Consider the following 14,151-nt stretch of genomic DNA (forward strand, 5'->3'; position numbering starts at 1 on the left):
AAACCCCAAACACTGTTTGGGGTTTTTTGAATATGGTGGCGAGACCCAGGATCGAACTGGGGACACACGGATTTTCAATCCGTTGCTCTACCTACTGAGCTATCACGCCGATGCGGTGTATTAAGCCGTATCTCGAGATAATAGTCAATATAATTCCTAACTTTTTTATTTGAATGCTTTTTTTTTGCACAAAAAAAATCTCCAACAATTGTCAGAGATTTTTTAAAACGTTTTCACGTTTGAATATGGTGGCGAGACCCAGGATCGAACTGGGGACACACGGATTTTCAATCCGTTGCTCTACCTACTGAGCTATCACGCCGATGACGCACATTAAACAGTTTCTCGGTGAGCACGTCAAGATACTTTCTCTGACATTGAATCAAATGTTCACTTTTAAATCATATTTAACGTAATAATTGGAATTTAGCTTATTTTACAAACAATTATTGAGTCATAAACTCGTGCTTTAAAGCTTATTTAAGCCTTCTAAGCAACGACGAATTGCACCACATCCCGGAATAAAAGTGGTCACACCTTTCTCTTCTTCCATTCTGCACACTTCGCTTACCAATCTTTCTGCTACACCACGACCTCGGTTTGCAGAATGAATAACAATATTTTCAATTGTTCGAGTTTCAGCCTGTCCTGTACACCAAACTGCCCCAATAATTTTTGTATTAAATTCTGCCATGTAAAGTAAGGTATACTGTTGCAAGTTTTGTTCAAGTTGTGCTGTCGCATCTTTCCCATCTGCAAACTCTGGGCTAGTGTCATACAGTCGCTCAAGCTGAGTACGGACTTCATCATTTTCGATAGAAGTTTTGGCATGTACGTTAATAGGCATTGATTAACCCTCCTGAGCAATCTAATATGCGGTATTTAGTTACCGCTAAAAACATTTTATATCAATCATTTCAACGTTTTTGAGGAACGTGTTTATGACGCAACGTATCAGTGCAGTAGTAAGAAATACTAACGAAACTAAAATTCGTGTTCGTGTAAATCTTGATGGTACGGGTCAAGGCACCCTCAATACAGGTGTTCCCTTTTTAGATCATATGATCGATCAAATCAAGCGACATGGCTTATTTGATATCGATATTCATTGTGATGGCGACCTTGAAATTGATGATCACCACACTGTAGAAGACTGTGGTATCACACTTGGTCAAGCATTTGCACAAGCATTAGGCGACAAAAAAGGTCTAAAACGCTACGGTCATTTCTATGCACCGCTTGATGAAGCTTTAAGTCGTGTTGTTGTAGATTTATCTGGCCGTCCTGGTTTGTGGATGGATATTCCATTTACACGTGCACGCATTGGTACTTTCGACGTAGATTTATTCTCAGAATTCTTTATTGGCTTTGTGAACCACTCTTTAATGACTGTTCATATCGACAATTTAAAAGGTAAAAACAGCCACCACCAAATCGAAAGCGTATTTAAAGCATTTGCTCGCGCACTTCGTATGGCATGTGAAGTAGATCCACGTGCTGAAAATACTGTTGCTTCAACTAAAGGTACTTTGTAATGACCCGTATTGCCCTTCTTGATTATGGCATGGGAAATCTTCACTCAGCAGCAAAAGCATTAGAACATGTTGGTGCAACTGTTGATGTGACAAATGATCCAAAGTTAATTGCTCAAGCAGACAAAATTGTTTTCCCTGGTGTCGGTGCAATGCGTGACTGTATGCAAGGCATGCATGAAGCAGGCATTGATGACGTTGTACGCAATGCTGTATTCAATAAGCCTGTATTAGCGATTTGTGTGGGTATGCAAGCGCTCATGCAACATTCTGAAGAAAATGGTGGTGCAGATGCACTGGGTATTTTTGAAGGTACTGTAAAACGCTTCCCAGATGTTGATGGTTTAAAAGTACCGCATATGGGTTGGAACCAAGTTCATCAAGCTGATCCAAGCCACCCTATGTGGAAAGATATTGAGCAAGATGCGCGTTTCTACTTTGTGCATAGCTTTTATGTAGAACCACAAGATACATCTATTGTTGCTGCAACATGCGATTATGGTCTTGAGTTCTGCACGGCTATTCATAAAGAAAACTTGTTTGCAACGCAATTCCACCCTGAAAAAAGTCATACAGCAGGTTTACAACTGTTGAAAAACTTTGTGGAATGGAAAATCTAATTTTCCTCATGAATTCAAAAAAGCTCACTTCGGTGGGCTTTATTTTTAACCATAAAGCACATATTATTCACCGCGTAATATATCTAACAGCACAATATTTTAAAAAGTTTTTATAACAATTTTTATTTTTGGAATTATTAAAAATGAATTCATCAATTCAACAAACTGAAGATTCACCGTTCAAAGCTAATGGTCGCTTTGGGCGACTATCATTTGCTGCATGGAACTTACTACTTGCAATATTTATATTGGCTCTATTCATATTAGCATCGATTTTTTTTCAAAGCTCTGAACAATCTGACTCAATTTATTCAGGGATATTTTTCTTTTCAGTTGTGATTTATGCTTTAGGACTGTACTTCTCTTTTGTTTTTATCATTAAACGCTTACATGATAAAAATCAATCAGGCTGGCTTTCTCTTCTCGTTCTCCTACCAATTGCCAATCTAATCTTAATTATTTATTTACTCTGTGCAAAAGGCGATCCTGCACTTAACCGTTATGGAAATCCTCGCTTAACAGCTGGATGGGAAAAAGTATTGGGTTGGATTTATATTATTATTATTCCTCTCACTTTTGTTCTTGGTATTTTAGCCGCAATTTTTGTCCCCGCTTATCAAAATTATATTGAACGTTCTCAACAAATTCAAATTGAGCAAAATCATCAACAATAAAAAGCCATTTTAAATTAAGCCTGAATCATCAGGCTTTATTTTTGCTTAAACATTCAAAATCTTTTAATCTCAAAAATTATTGATTTAAATTTGAAATTATATGGAAGTGCAACAACCTGCTTTATTATCAAAAGAAGAAATTTCAAAACTTCCTTTATTTAAAAACTTATCTTCAAATCAAATTATTGTGCTAAAAACACTCGATCAATGTTTAGCATTACAAGAAGAACTTTATAGCATCGCATTATTCGGCTTCGATTCAGAATCTAAACCCACTTTTAACAAAGGTGAAACTCAAACAGGCCCTCACCTTATTCAATTAGCCACATTAGAAAAAGCCTATTTATTCCAAGTAAATAATGAAATTTTAGAATTTTTAGCGCCTATTTTTAGCAGCCCCGACCAAATTAAAGTGGGTTTTGGATTAAAAAATGATGCTCATCTATTTAGAAAAAAAGGAATAGAACTCAATAGCGTTATTGAATTATCTAAATGCTTTTCTTCATTTGGATATAAAAATCAAGTCGGGCTAAAAAATGCAATTGCGATACTATTTAACCTACATTTTCAAAAATCTAAAAAAATAAGCACCTCAAATTGGGCAAGAAAAGAATTAAGCCCACAACAAATTTCTTATGCAGCAGCAGATGCTTACGGTGCAGTTTTAGTATTTGAAGAACTTTTACGTTTAGGTTTATTACCAAAAGACATTCCAAATACAAGTTTAAAGCTCCGAATACGCCCGATTAAAATAAAACCATCATCAGATGCTTAGAGAATTGCCAATACTTTGTTAAGATTGTCGCCATTAAATTCATCAAGATTTGGCTTGGAGCGAAAGCATGCTAATCATTCCTGCAATTGACCTGAAAGATGGCAAATGTGTCCGTTTAAAACAAGGTCGTATGGAAGACGATACTGTATTTTCTGATAATCCAGTAGCAACTGCACAGCATTGGGTAAATGAAGGCGCACGTCGTTTGCATTTAGTTGACCTAAACGGTGCTTTCGCAGGTACGCCTATTCATAAGCCTGTTGTTGAAGCAATTTGTAAAGCTCAACCAGAACTTCCAATTCAAATTGGCGGTGGTATTCGTTCTTTAGAAACAATCGAGCATTATTTAGATGCTGGTGTTTCTTATGTGATTATTGGCACGAAAGCAGTTCAAGACCCATCATTTGTTGAAGAAGCATGTAAAAAATTCGCAGGTCATATCATTGTTGGTATTGATGCAATGAATGGCATGGTTGCAACTGACGGCTGGGCAAATGTAACCGATGTTAAAGCAACTGACTTAGCTAAACGCTTTGCAGATGCTGGCGTTTCTAGCATTGTTTATACAGATATTGCACGTGATGGCATGATGCAAGGTGTTAACATTGAGCAAACTGTAAATCTTGCTACATATTCAGGTTTACCAGTAATTGCTTCTGGTGGTGTAACGAACCTAGATGACGTTCGCAACTTGAAAGGTCAACCTGGCATTTTAGGTGCAATTACAGGTCGTGCAATTTACGAAAACACGCTAAATCTTCGTGAAGCACAAGCACTTTTAGATCAAGTGTAATTAACCCTTTTTATAAAAAAGAGGTCTTTTGACCTCTTTTTTTCATTTCATCAATTATAAGATTTTTACCTAATTTCATGGCTTCACTATCTCCTACTTGGATTAAATCTAAAGCACCACAACTTTCACTCATTTTAATTACGTTCATTTGGGGTGGAAGTTTTATCACTGTTCAGTACGGTTTAAATTTTAGTAGTCCCATTATGTTTGTGGCGCTTCGCTTTGCTGCGGCAGCAATTGCGGTAAGCCTACTTTCTTGGAAATATCTAAAAGATTTCAATAGCCATGAAGTATTTGCAGGTGCTGTCATTGGCGCTGTTATTGCAATTGGTTATGGTACACAAACGATTGGCTTACAAACCATTAGTAGTAGTGAATCTGCGTTTCTTACAGCGTTATATGTTCCCTTAGTTCCTATTTTTATGTGGCTCATCTTTCGTAAAAAACCATATTTAATGACATGGATTGGCTGTCTATTTGCCTTTGTCGGATTAGTTTTCTTAACAGGAAATGGTTTTGGACAAATTCAGCTACATTTCGGACAAATTATTACGATTATCGGCTCTATAGCAATTGCGCTAGAAATTATTTTTATTGGATATTTCGCAGGAAAAGTAAATGTTAGACGAGTGACCGTTTTACAGCTCATTTTTGCATCTTTATTCTGCTTTATTATCAGTCCAATTTTAGGTGAGAGTGGTTTACCTGCTTTTAATTGGATGCTTGTTGTTATTTTAGTTGGCTTAGGATGTGCAAGTGCATGTATTCAACTTGTTATGAATTGGGCGCAACAATCTGTAGATTCATCTCAAGCTGCAATTATTTATGCAGGCGAACCTGTTTGGGCAGCGCTTATTGGTCGAATTGCAGGTGAAAGACTTCCATTTCTTGCGCTTATTGGAGGTACATTAGTGGTATTAGGTGTTGTATTAAGTGAATTAAAACCTGACTTTTTAAAGAAAAAACTTAAAAAATAAATACAAAAAAAAGAGCTTAATTAAGCTCTTTTTTTACGCATAAATTTGAAATTTAAGATTGATACATTGGCTTATTATCGTTTACACGAATTAAGCCAAGAATTGCACGATAAACAATCCAAATCCATGCAAGTACAATAATAGAAACACAAAAAGCAGATGCACCAAACGCAACACCTACAAATGCATTCGGGTTTTCACCCGTAAAAAATAAAAATATAAATGGAATGAAAGCGATAATATTCCAAATCAAATACCACCAAAAACTACGAATTTGCCATGTGAAATGACTTTCAAAAATCGAGCCTTTAACTGCATCACGCTTAATATAATTAATAATTAAAGCAACAATTGCCAAAATACCAGCCGAAAAAATCGCGACAATGTAAAGAATATATAAAGCAATAGTGAGTGTACGATTTGAATCTTTATCTATTGAATAAGTCATTTTATACCCTCTAAAAATTAGGCCTTATTAAATAGAAAAGCTATTTAAAGGTGAGACCAACCATAAAATTAAAAGAATGTTAAATGCTATAGTACAAAAATAAATCGTTCTAAATGGTTGTTTTTGTGTTTTATGTCTCAGGCGTTGTTGCGCAAGCCATGCTGCTGGCCAACCACCTAAAAAAGCTAAAATGTGCAATGAATTTTCAGGAATACGTTGCTTATTTAACTGTGCTGCTTCTTTGTCCTGCATATAAAACCAATAAGTCGCTGCGTTCATTAAACTAATAAATAATAAGTAAAGTCCAGCCAAAAGACCTGTTAAGGTTAACAAAGCCAATAACAAAATATATGCGATACATAGAATTTGCATTGGTTGCATCTTTTTATTCATTTTTACGACATTAGATGCAGATGATGACTTTTTTGATTTAACCGTTTGAGCTGCTTTTAAATACACAACTTTTTGCGCTTTATAACGTCCCTTTTCATCTAAAATAACTTGATAATCTAATGCACAACCCACGATTGGACGTGGGCCTTGCCGTGCAAAATCTTTTATATGTAAAAACACACGACCCTTATTTAAATCATTTGGTTGAATAAATCCATAACCTTTGTCATCAAACCATTCAACTAATCGACCTTGATCGCGCATTTTTACTTTTCCTTCTTAAGCCGTAACAAACTTCAATCTTTCGATTAGCATATTACGCATTTCTAAAGGATTTTTTTGCAAAATATCATCACCTGTACGTCCTTCAGCAGCATTTTTTTGTGCCACTTGCAAACGCATCATCCAAAAACGACCTGCTGCCATTGCCAAATATATTTCAAGACAAGCACGTTCATCTTCAGTTAAAGGGCGAACTGTTTCATAAGCAGTTAAGAACGCAACTGCTTTATCTTCGTTTAAATGCACATCAGGATATTCTGTACAGAAATCATTTAAAGTAATTGCTATATCAAATAACAATTCATCTTTATTAAGTTCATAGAAATCTAAAATACCCTTAAGTTGGTCGCCTTCAAATAAAGTGTTATCACGGAACAAATCTGAATGAATAAAACCTTTTGGACGGTTTGGATAAGCTGCTGTTAACGCTTCATATAAACCTAATAATTCGCCCAATAATATTTTATCGGCAACATCTAAATTTGGTTTTAGCTCTTGAGTTACCTTCGCCCAATAAGCCTGATCTCTATATTCTGCACGCTCTAAAGGAAAATCTTTTAAAGCAACATGCATTTTTGCTTGTGCAATTGCAATTTGTTTTACTTGCTCAATGGTCGATGGCATGGGATGTTCTCCCATCATACGTGGAGCAATTTGTGCAGGTTTATTCTTAAGGCTATGAATAGACTTTCCTGAGTGATTTAAAGGAACAGGCACAGCTAAGCCTGCTTTTCCTAAATGCTCAAGTACAGGTACCAGTTCTCCTGCGCCATGCTCATCCATTTCTTCAAACACTGTGAGTACAAACTGAGATCCATCTTTTGTGACTAAAAAATAGTTTGTATTTTGAATACCTCCTTGAATTGGAATCAGGTCAATCACCTCTAATCCATAAGGTGAAGAGAAGTCCTGAACTTCCGTTAAAGTCAAAGTGGTATAAACCGACATAGAAAACCTGCGAAAAAACTTACATATTTTTGATAGAATACATTGTCCATCTACCAAGGTGTAGCACCAACCGTAGGTCTGTTTCGTAATATGCTGTAATTATTGGAAAAAATTATGCTTGCTAAACGTATTATCCCTTGCCTAGATGTCGATAATGGTCGCGTTGTTAAAGGTGTTCAATTTTTAGATATTCGTGATGCAGGTGATCCAGTTGAAGTTGCACGTCGTTATAACGAACAAGGTGCAGACGAAATTACCTTTTTAGACATTACAGCAACTTCAAATGGTCGCGATACAACATACAGAACTGTTGAACGCATGGCTGAATCTGTATTCGTTCCGCTTACCGTTGGTGGTGGTGTTCGTAAGGTCGAAGATATTCGCTTACTTCTAAATGCTGGTGCAGACAAAGTAAGTATTAACTCTGCTGCTATTTATAACCCAGAATTTGTTCAAGAAGCATCTCAACGTTTTGGTGCACAATGTATTGTTGTAGCTATTGATGCTAAAAAAACTGGCGATAATAAGTGGGAAATTTTTACTCACGGCGGACGCAAAGAAACTGGAATTGATGCTATTGATTGGGCTGTAAAAATGGCGGAATTTGGTGCAGGCGAATTACTTGTTACCTCTATGGATGCCGATGGTACAAAAGCAGGCTATGACCTTGAGTTAATGCGCCAAATTAATGACCGTGTCACTATTCCGACGATTGCATCGGGTGGTGTAGGTAACTTACAACATTTAGCAGATGGTATTTTAAAAGGTGGTGCAGATGCGGTTCTTGCTGCTTCTATCTTCCATTTTGGTCAACATACCATTCCTGAAGCAAAAAAATATCTTGCAGAACAAGGTATTGAAATGCGTCTGTAAAATTTAAATTATTAATATAAAAAAGAGTGCCTTAAGTGCACTCTTTTTTATTAAACATTAAAAAATAAATCACTTTAAACCGCACTAAAATACCTAAAAATAAAGGCTTTATAAGCGATATATTTGAAAATGATCAAAAAAAAGGCTAAAGTGCGCTTGCAACAATAAATACATACAAATGTTTCAACCTCTAAAAAGCAATAAAAATAAATTGCTGGAGAAAATAAATGAATAAATATTTAGCAGAACTTTTAGGTACCTTTTGGCTTGTTTTTGGTGGTTGTGGTAGTGCTGTTCTTGCTGCTGCCTTCCCTGAACTAGGCATTGGTTTTGTTGGTGTTTCTCTTGCCTTTGGTTTGACTGTTTTAACAGGTGCTTATGCACTTGGTCATATTTCTGGTGGTCACTTTAACCCTGCTGTAAGTATTGGCTTATGGGCAGGTGGTCGTTTTGAAGCCAAAGAACTTGCACCATATATTATTTCTCAAGTCATTGGTGCAACATTAGCGGCATTGGTTCTATACATTATTGTTCAAGGTCAAGCTGGCTTTGCAGGAACTGGTGGTTTTGCTACAAATGGCTATGGTGAATTATCTCCAGGTCAATACTCAATTGCCTCTGTACTGCTTATTGAAGTTGTATTAACGGCATTCTTCTTAATTGTGATTATGGGCTCTACAGACAAACGCGCTCCTGCTGGCTTTGCACCAATTGCAATTGGTTTGGCATTAACACTCATTCACTTAATTAGTATTCCTGTTACAAATACCTCTGTAAACCCTGCACGTAGTACAGGTGTTGCATTCTTTGCTGAAACTGCGGCAATGGGGCAATTGTGGGCGTTCTGGGTAGCACCAATTGTAGGTGCTGTTATTGGTGCTTTCCTTTATAACCTTATGGCTAAAAAAGCAGACTAAACGCATTCAATTTTAATCATAAAAAAGCCCACATTATTGTGGGCTTTTTTATGTTTCATGTGGAACATAATATTTTAAATTCTTTATAAAAATGGATTTTCGATTTCATCACTCTCTTTATTTTGAATATGTTCAGGTAAATCACTTTCACTTTGTAGCTGTTGCACAAGTTGATTCATAACAGCTTGTAAAGCAAGCGCAGCCTTTAGCCCTGCTTGATCTTTTGTAATCTGTAAATTGCCATAAATATTCACACGATCTACATCATTTTCAATTGTAAGATCATGAATTGCATGTGATTCCGTACCATTTTCAAAAGCTTTGAACATATTTATTTCACTCTATTTCTTGTTATAAGCATAAATTTAAACCATCTCATGCAAAATAATAGGCGTTCAAACTTATCTTAGCAACTGTAAAATATACTGTAATAATGCTTCTACAAGCTGTTTTACAATCGCATCAAGCGTACTCTGATCCATGCCAGATTGGCTAGATTCAGAATTATTTGAGCTTTGAGATAAACCATCCGACTTAAATTTCTTTTGAAGTGCAAGTAATTGATCCTTTGATACATCTTCCGCACATTGACTTTCAGCATCCCAATTTCCGTATGGAATTTCTTGATGAGCTTTCACCGAGTTTGCATTTAAAGGCAATTTATAGATATTTCGTTTTTGTTCCTCGGTCAATTGAGGGAAAATATTCATACCCAATTGTTCTTCTAAATAACAAATACTGACTACTTTTACCTTTAAAGAATTATCATTTGGCGCGTAATACGCCCCAATTGCACCTGTTTTAGGAATATAAATTGCCTTAAAAACAGAAGTTGGAACAATAACCTTATTATCACCAATCGTTTTTAATTTTTTGCCCGTAAACGTTGGCCCAGTTACCACATAAACATCATGTTTTTGCTTCGTTACAATTGCACGTGTCGCCTCTTCTAACTCTCGCCAAACTTGCTGATTATTTTTAGGCGCTTGAGGCACCATGTTCGCTAAAGAAAAACTATCTGCTTGTGCCGCTTTTGTTGGCATATCTGCATTAGGCGCCATGTGCCCACGGTCATAGCCTGAAGCTCTATAGTCAGCCAAAGTCGCACGATACGCTAAAGGAACTTTTAGCTCTTCATGAAAACTATCTTTACGTGGAATTTTTTGGCTTAAACGCTGTGGTGTCAGTGCTTCTGCAACCCAAAGTGGCGTTTTAGATACACCTGAATACATCACATTAAAACCATTAAAACATAATGGATATGTATTTTTACTCAGCGCTTCTTTGGCGATGAATGGCGGAATATCTTTATAAAATTGTTCTGCACAAACAGAACTTGAAGATGATGATGACGGCAATGAAATCCACTGGCTAATTTTTTCTTGCCCAAAAGCAATCACAAAACTTCCCGATGCAACTAAGCCTAAAACAATTTTTAAACCGTTTTGCCCTAAAAGTTGAGTAAAAACATTTTTCGAACTGGTTCTTTTCTTCGCCATTAGATCTACAAGTACTGTACATATACACAAATTTTTCAGCAGATTAGCAAGCACCACATAGCTTGTATATGCCGCAGAATCTGTTCGACCAACAAATAGGCAAAAGGAAATATACAGAAATACTATGTTGTAACAACATGTCTTTTTTATAGAGAGTTTTTAGGTAGTCTATTTGAGTTTTCGTGTGTTTAGTAGAACCAAAACTTCAAAATATGGCACTGTAAAATACGAATAAGCACAATCATTATTTTTTGGAGTATTTTATGCGTTCTTCTAAAGTTACAGGTTCTAAAATTTTAGGTCTAGGTCTTATCGCTGGCATTATCAGTGTTGCAGCTTTTGCTGAACCTGCTATTCAACCTGGTGAAACATTAGAAAGCTTATCTCAAGCGAAAATTACGACAACTGTAAATGGCCAACCAGGTTCATTACAAGAATTAGCAGCTAGCGGCAAAATCAAAATTTTAGGTGATTCTGCTCAAGCAACTGAAGCTCCTGCATCTGAAGTAGCTACATCTGATGCTATTGCTGACGAAACTGCTACATCTGAAGTAGTAGCTACTGAAGAAGCGCCTGCATCTGAAGTTCCTGCGCAATAATATTTGCCAAGCTTTTAAGCATAAAAAAACCAGAATAAATTCTGGTTTTTTTATGCTTAAAATTAAGTAAATGAAACTATATCTACTTAAATTTCAATCTGACTTCCAAGTTCTACCACACGGTTTGTTGGAATTTGATAGAAATCACTCACTGGGCTTGTATTTCGTTGCAATGAAATAAATAATTTTTCACGCCACGGTGCCATACCATCACCCACTGTATGAATAATACGCTCTCTTGAAATAAAGAAGCTGACTTGCATTAAATCAAACTCAAAATCAAGTTCGTCATACGCCTGTTTTAATGCAGGGGTAATACTTGGCTTGTCTTTAAAACCATAATAAATGGTTATTCTATAAAAACGATCATCAAGCTTTTCTACAGCAACACGATCTTCTTGCCCAACATACGGAATATCTTTTGTAATAACCGTAACGATAATATTTCGCTCATGCAGCACTTTATTGTGCTTAATGTTATGCAACATCGCATGTGGAACAATATTTGGTGTTCCTGTTAAGAAGATAGCATCACCCGGTACAAACTTAGTTTCAGAACCAGAGTTTACGCTTTTAATAAATAAATCGATTGGAATTGAGTCTCGTTGTAAACGATTGAATACGAGTTCTCGTCCATCTTTCCATGTCATTAAAATTGTAAATAACACCGCACCAATCATAATTGGCACCCATCCACCCGATATAATTTTGAGCGATGTTGATGCAACAAAAATAAAATCTAAAATTAGGAAAGGCATTGCAAATAATATGATTTTCCAAAGTGGCCAGCGCCATACACCATAAGCCAATACGGTAATTAAAATCGTACCGCACAGCATTGTCATTGTTACGGCTACACCATAAGCACTTGCAAGGTTTGCGCTATTTTTAAAGAGTAAAATTAAAATAACGACAGAAATAAACAGTACCCAGTTAATAAATGGGATGTAAATTTGCCCTTGTTCTACGTCAGAAGTATGGCGCACGGTTAAACGAGGTAAATAGCGAAGTTGGATCGCCTGATTCACCATAGAGAACACACCCGTAATCACCGCTTGAGAGGCTATGACAGCCGCTGCTGTCGCAAGCCCAATCATCGGGAAAAGTGCCCATTCTGGAACAAGCATGTAAAACGGGTTCGCAATCGCATCTGGATTACGTAGTAATAATGCACCTTGCCCTGCGTAGTTCAATAACAAACAAGGTAAAACCACAATAAACCAAGCTAAGCGGATAGGTAATCTACCAAAATGCCCCATATCTGCATAAATGGCTTCACCACCTGTCATTGTTAAAATAACAGCACCCATTGTTAAAAATGCAACATAAGGCTGTTCTACAACAAAGTTAAATGCCCAATGTGGACTAATCATTGATAGTACAAATGGTGTTTGGCTAATGCTCCATACACCTAATGCACCAATAGATAAGAACCAAAGTAAGGTAAGTGGACCAAAGAACTTACCCATTGTTGCTGTACCATGGCGCTGAACTAAAAATAGTCCTGCCAAAATACCGATGGAAAGTGGTTCTAACCAATGATTCAGCATTGGCGTGGCAATACTAATTCCTTCAATAGCAGATAGAACTGAAATTGCAGGTGTGATAATACCGTCACCAAAGAATAATGATGCACCAATAAAGCCAAGTGCAATTAAGTAAATTTTCTTTTGTTCCGCAATTCGATTGGTTCTTAAATTCAACGCAAGCAAAGACATAATACCGCCTTCACCGTTGTTGTCTGCACGCATAATAATAGTGACGTACTTGAAGCTGATGCTAAGCATCATGCACCAAAATATGAGGGAGAGAATACCGAGCACCGTAGCATTTGTAATTGCTAAGTGAGCCGTTAAGAAACATTGGCGGAGCGCATAAAGTGGACTTGTACCAATATCACCAAATACAACACCAAGTGCTGCCAAGGTAATAACAGGCAATGCCGCTTTTTTTGCAGTATTTTGCATATTTTGTCTTCATTTTAGACAGTATTTTGGCGAATCATATCACCACAGTGAAAGTTTTTCTTTAAATCAATTGTTTCAGCTTGGCATAGCATTTTTTTTTCGTTATCATCCATCGCCTATACGGTGAGGTGTCCGAGTGGCTTAAGGAGCACGCCTGGAAAGTGTGTATACGTTTGCGCGTATCGAGGGTTCGAATCCCTCTCTCACCGCCAGAATTATCAAAGACTTAGATACAAATATCTAGGTCTTTTTTTATTCCGGAAAATAATCTGTATCAAAATATTTTATGTTAAAGATGAAACTTAGATGCTTAAATTTCTACATATTGTGGTCTTATAAATAGAAAATTTAGCATTTTTCTTGCTTATTTTATGACACCTTTTATTACAAATTCCTTTTACAAACAATAAAGACAATGACCTAACTATATGCTAAAAAAGGAATATCACATCAAATAGATGTAGCTTAAAACATATTTTAAATATCTATTTGTGATGATTAAACCTCAACATCAACCCTCACATTTATACAAAGCGTTATTTCAGGAAACACAACATATAGAAACTGCTATTCGGGGAGCGAACATGAATAACAGCACAAATTATGTCAAACAAATTAAAAACGCTAAACGAGGAGGCTACACCCCTACCATTGCCAAAGACATCAATAAACATAAAATTCAAAAAGCGATACGCCTTATAGATGAATGGAGAAAACTTGCAATGGAATTAAAACCCCAACTTCAACTAGACACCGCATTTACTTTAGAAGAATGCGCCCAAGACCTAGACCGAATATTACGTAGTAAATAACCACGCTAAATCTGTTATCTTAAACTTATATGTAGATCGCTT

The 14,151-nt window shown here is 36.4% G+C and carries 17 protein-coding genes and 3 tRNA genes; 11 read left to right on the forward strand and 9 right to left on the reverse strand.

Annotated features, from left to right (window positions below):
- Positions 1-33 precede the first annotated feature (33 nt).
- The 3 genes from SKM54_RS02765 to SKM54_RS02775 all read right to left on the reverse strand — a co-directional run bounded on the left by SKM54_RS02765 (position 34) and on the right by SKM54_RS02775 (position 847).
- Positions 34-109 (reverse strand) — tRNA-Phe (locus SKM54_RS02765).
- 137 nt (positions 110-246) lie between these two features.
- Positions 247-322, reverse strand: a tRNA-Phe gene (locus SKM54_RS02770).
- Positions 323-469: 147 nt separating this feature from the next.
- Positions 470-847: a GNAT family N-acetyltransferase gene (locus tag SKM54_RS02775; protein WP_321091495.1), complete on the reverse strand. Its 378-nt coding sequence runs from the start codon at positions 845-847 to the stop codon at positions 470-472.
- A 94-nt stretch (positions 848-941) separates the two neighbouring features.
- Between SKM54_RS02775 and hisB the strand changes: the two genes are divergently transcribed.
- From hisB to SKM54_RS02805, 6 genes are all read left to right on the forward strand, one after another.
- Positions 942-1,535, forward strand: a complete 594-nt coding sequence (hisB, locus tag SKM54_RS02780) for an imidazoleglycerol-phosphate dehydratase HisB (RefSeq protein WP_321093918.1) — start codon at positions 942-944, stop codon at positions 1,533-1,535.
- Positions 1,535-2,152: an imidazole glycerol phosphate synthase subunit HisH gene (hisH, locus tag SKM54_RS02785; protein WP_321088962.1), complete on the forward strand. Its 618-nt coding sequence runs from the start codon at positions 1,535-1,537 to the stop codon at positions 2,150-2,152. The genes hisB and hisH overlap by 1 nt, the downstream gene beginning before the upstream one ends.
- Before the next feature lie 143 nt (positions 2,153-2,295).
- Positions 2,296-2,826 carry a DUF805 domain-containing protein gene (locus tag SKM54_RS02790; RefSeq protein WP_321093921.1) on the forward strand — a complete coding sequence of 177 codons (531 nt, stop codon included), beginning with the start codon at positions 2,296-2,298 and terminating at the stop codon, positions 2,824-2,826.
- A gap of 100 nt (positions 2,827-2,926) precedes the next feature.
- Positions 2,927-3,601 carry a 3'-5' exonuclease gene (locus SKM54_RS02795; RefSeq protein WP_321093923.1) on the forward strand — a complete coding sequence of 225 codons (675 nt, stop codon included), beginning with the start codon at positions 2,927-2,929 and terminating at the stop codon, positions 3,599-3,601.
- 67 nt (positions 3,602-3,668) lie between these two features.
- Positions 3,669-4,394, forward strand: coding sequence for a 1-(5-phosphoribosyl)-5-[(5-phosphoribosylamino)methylideneamino]imidazole-4-carboxamide isomerase (gene hisA, locus SKM54_RS02800; RefSeq protein WP_154772265.1), 726 nt, complete (start codon positions 3,669-3,671; stop codon positions 4,392-4,394).
- Between the two features lie 77 nt (positions 4,395-4,471).
- Positions 4,472-5,371: a DMT family transporter gene (locus tag SKM54_RS02805; protein ID WP_321087515.1), complete on the forward strand. Its 900-nt coding sequence runs from the start codon at positions 4,472-4,474 to the stop codon at positions 5,369-5,371.
- Positions 5,372-5,423: 52 nt separating this feature from the next.
- Here the strand turns inward: SKM54_RS02805 and SKM54_RS02810 are convergent, their stop codons facing one another.
- From SKM54_RS02810 to SKM54_RS02820, 3 genes are read right to left on the reverse strand one after another with little or no spacing between them, the layout of a single operon-like run.
- Entirely contained in the window at positions 5,424-5,819 is a 396-nt protein-coding gene (locus SKM54_RS02810; RefSeq protein ID WP_154772267.1) for a DUF4870 family protein, read from the reverse strand.
- Between the two features lie 27 nt (positions 5,820-5,846).
- Entirely contained in the window at positions 5,847-6,476 is a 630-nt protein-coding gene (locus tag SKM54_RS02815) for a DUF1294 domain-containing protein (protein ID WP_321087513.1), read from the reverse strand.
- 15 nt (positions 6,477-6,491) lie between these two features.
- Positions 6,492-7,442 (reverse strand): homoserine kinase, encoded by a 951-nt coding sequence (locus SKM54_RS02820; RefSeq protein ID WP_154772269.1) that lies wholly within the window; start codon positions 7,440-7,442, stop codon positions 6,492-6,494.
- Positions 7,443-7,556: 114 nt separating this feature from the next.
- Between SKM54_RS02820 and hisF the strand changes: the two genes are divergently transcribed.
- Together hisF and aqpZ are read left to right on the forward strand one after the other, a co-directional pair.
- Entirely contained in the window at positions 7,557-8,315 is a 759-nt protein-coding gene (gene hisF / locus SKM54_RS02825) for an imidazole glycerol phosphate synthase subunit HisF (RefSeq protein ID WP_154772270.1), read from the forward strand.
- 227 nt (positions 8,316-8,542) lie between these two features.
- Positions 8,543-9,232, forward strand: a complete 690-nt coding sequence (gene aqpZ / locus SKM54_RS02830; RefSeq protein WP_321088966.1) for an aquaporin Z — start codon at positions 8,543-8,545, stop codon at positions 9,230-9,232.
- 83 nt (positions 9,233-9,315) lie between these two features.
- On the opposite strand, the gene SKM54_RS02835 is transcribed toward aqpZ, so the two are convergent.
- Both SKM54_RS02835 and SKM54_RS02840 read right to left on the reverse strand, forming a co-directional pair.
- A complete protein-coding gene (locus SKM54_RS02835; RefSeq protein WP_154773767.1) occupies positions 9,316-9,561 on the reverse strand; it encodes a hypothetical protein in 246 nt (81 codons plus the stop codon).
- Between the two features lie 72 nt (positions 9,562-9,633).
- Positions 9,634-10,731, reverse strand: coding sequence for a DNA/RNA non-specific endonuclease (locus SKM54_RS02840; protein ID WP_321093925.1), 1,098 nt, complete (start codon positions 10,729-10,731; stop codon positions 9,634-9,636).
- Between the two features lie 263 nt (positions 10,732-10,994).
- Here SKM54_RS02840 and SKM54_RS12375 point away from each other — a divergent pair, with 263 nt between their 5' ends.
- The gene (locus SKM54_RS12375) at positions 10,995-11,330 is read left to right on the forward strand and encodes a hypothetical protein (protein WP_407061293.1); all 336 of its coding nucleotides are present in this window, start codon (positions 10,995-10,997) and stop codon (positions 11,328-11,330) included.
- Positions 11,331-11,416: 86 nt separating this feature from the next.
- Here SKM54_RS12375 and SKM54_RS02850 read toward each other — a convergent pair whose 3' ends face one another.
- A complete protein-coding gene (locus SKM54_RS02850; RefSeq protein ID WP_321087503.1) occupies positions 11,417-13,297 on the reverse strand; it encodes a potassium transporter Kup in 1,881 nt (626 codons plus the stop codon).
- Positions 13,298-13,419: 122 nt separating this feature from the next.
- Between SKM54_RS02850 and SKM54_RS02855 the strand changes: the two genes are divergently transcribed.
- Together SKM54_RS02855 and SKM54_RS02860 are read left to right on the forward strand one after the other, a co-directional pair.
- A tRNA-Ser gene (locus tag SKM54_RS02855) sits at positions 13,420-13,509 on the forward strand.
- Between the two features lie 372 nt (positions 13,510-13,881).
- Positions 13,882-14,109, forward strand: coding sequence for a hypothetical protein (locus SKM54_RS02860; RefSeq protein ID WP_321088967.1), 228 nt, complete (start codon positions 13,882-13,884; stop codon positions 14,107-14,109).
- Positions 14,110-14,151: the final 42 nt, after the last annotated feature.

Origin of the sequence: Acinetobacter faecalis (assembly GCF_034187745.1) — a bacterium.
Classification (GTDB): Bacteria; Pseudomonadota; Gammaproteobacteria; order Pseudomonadales; family Moraxellaceae; genus Acinetobacter; species Acinetobacter faecalis.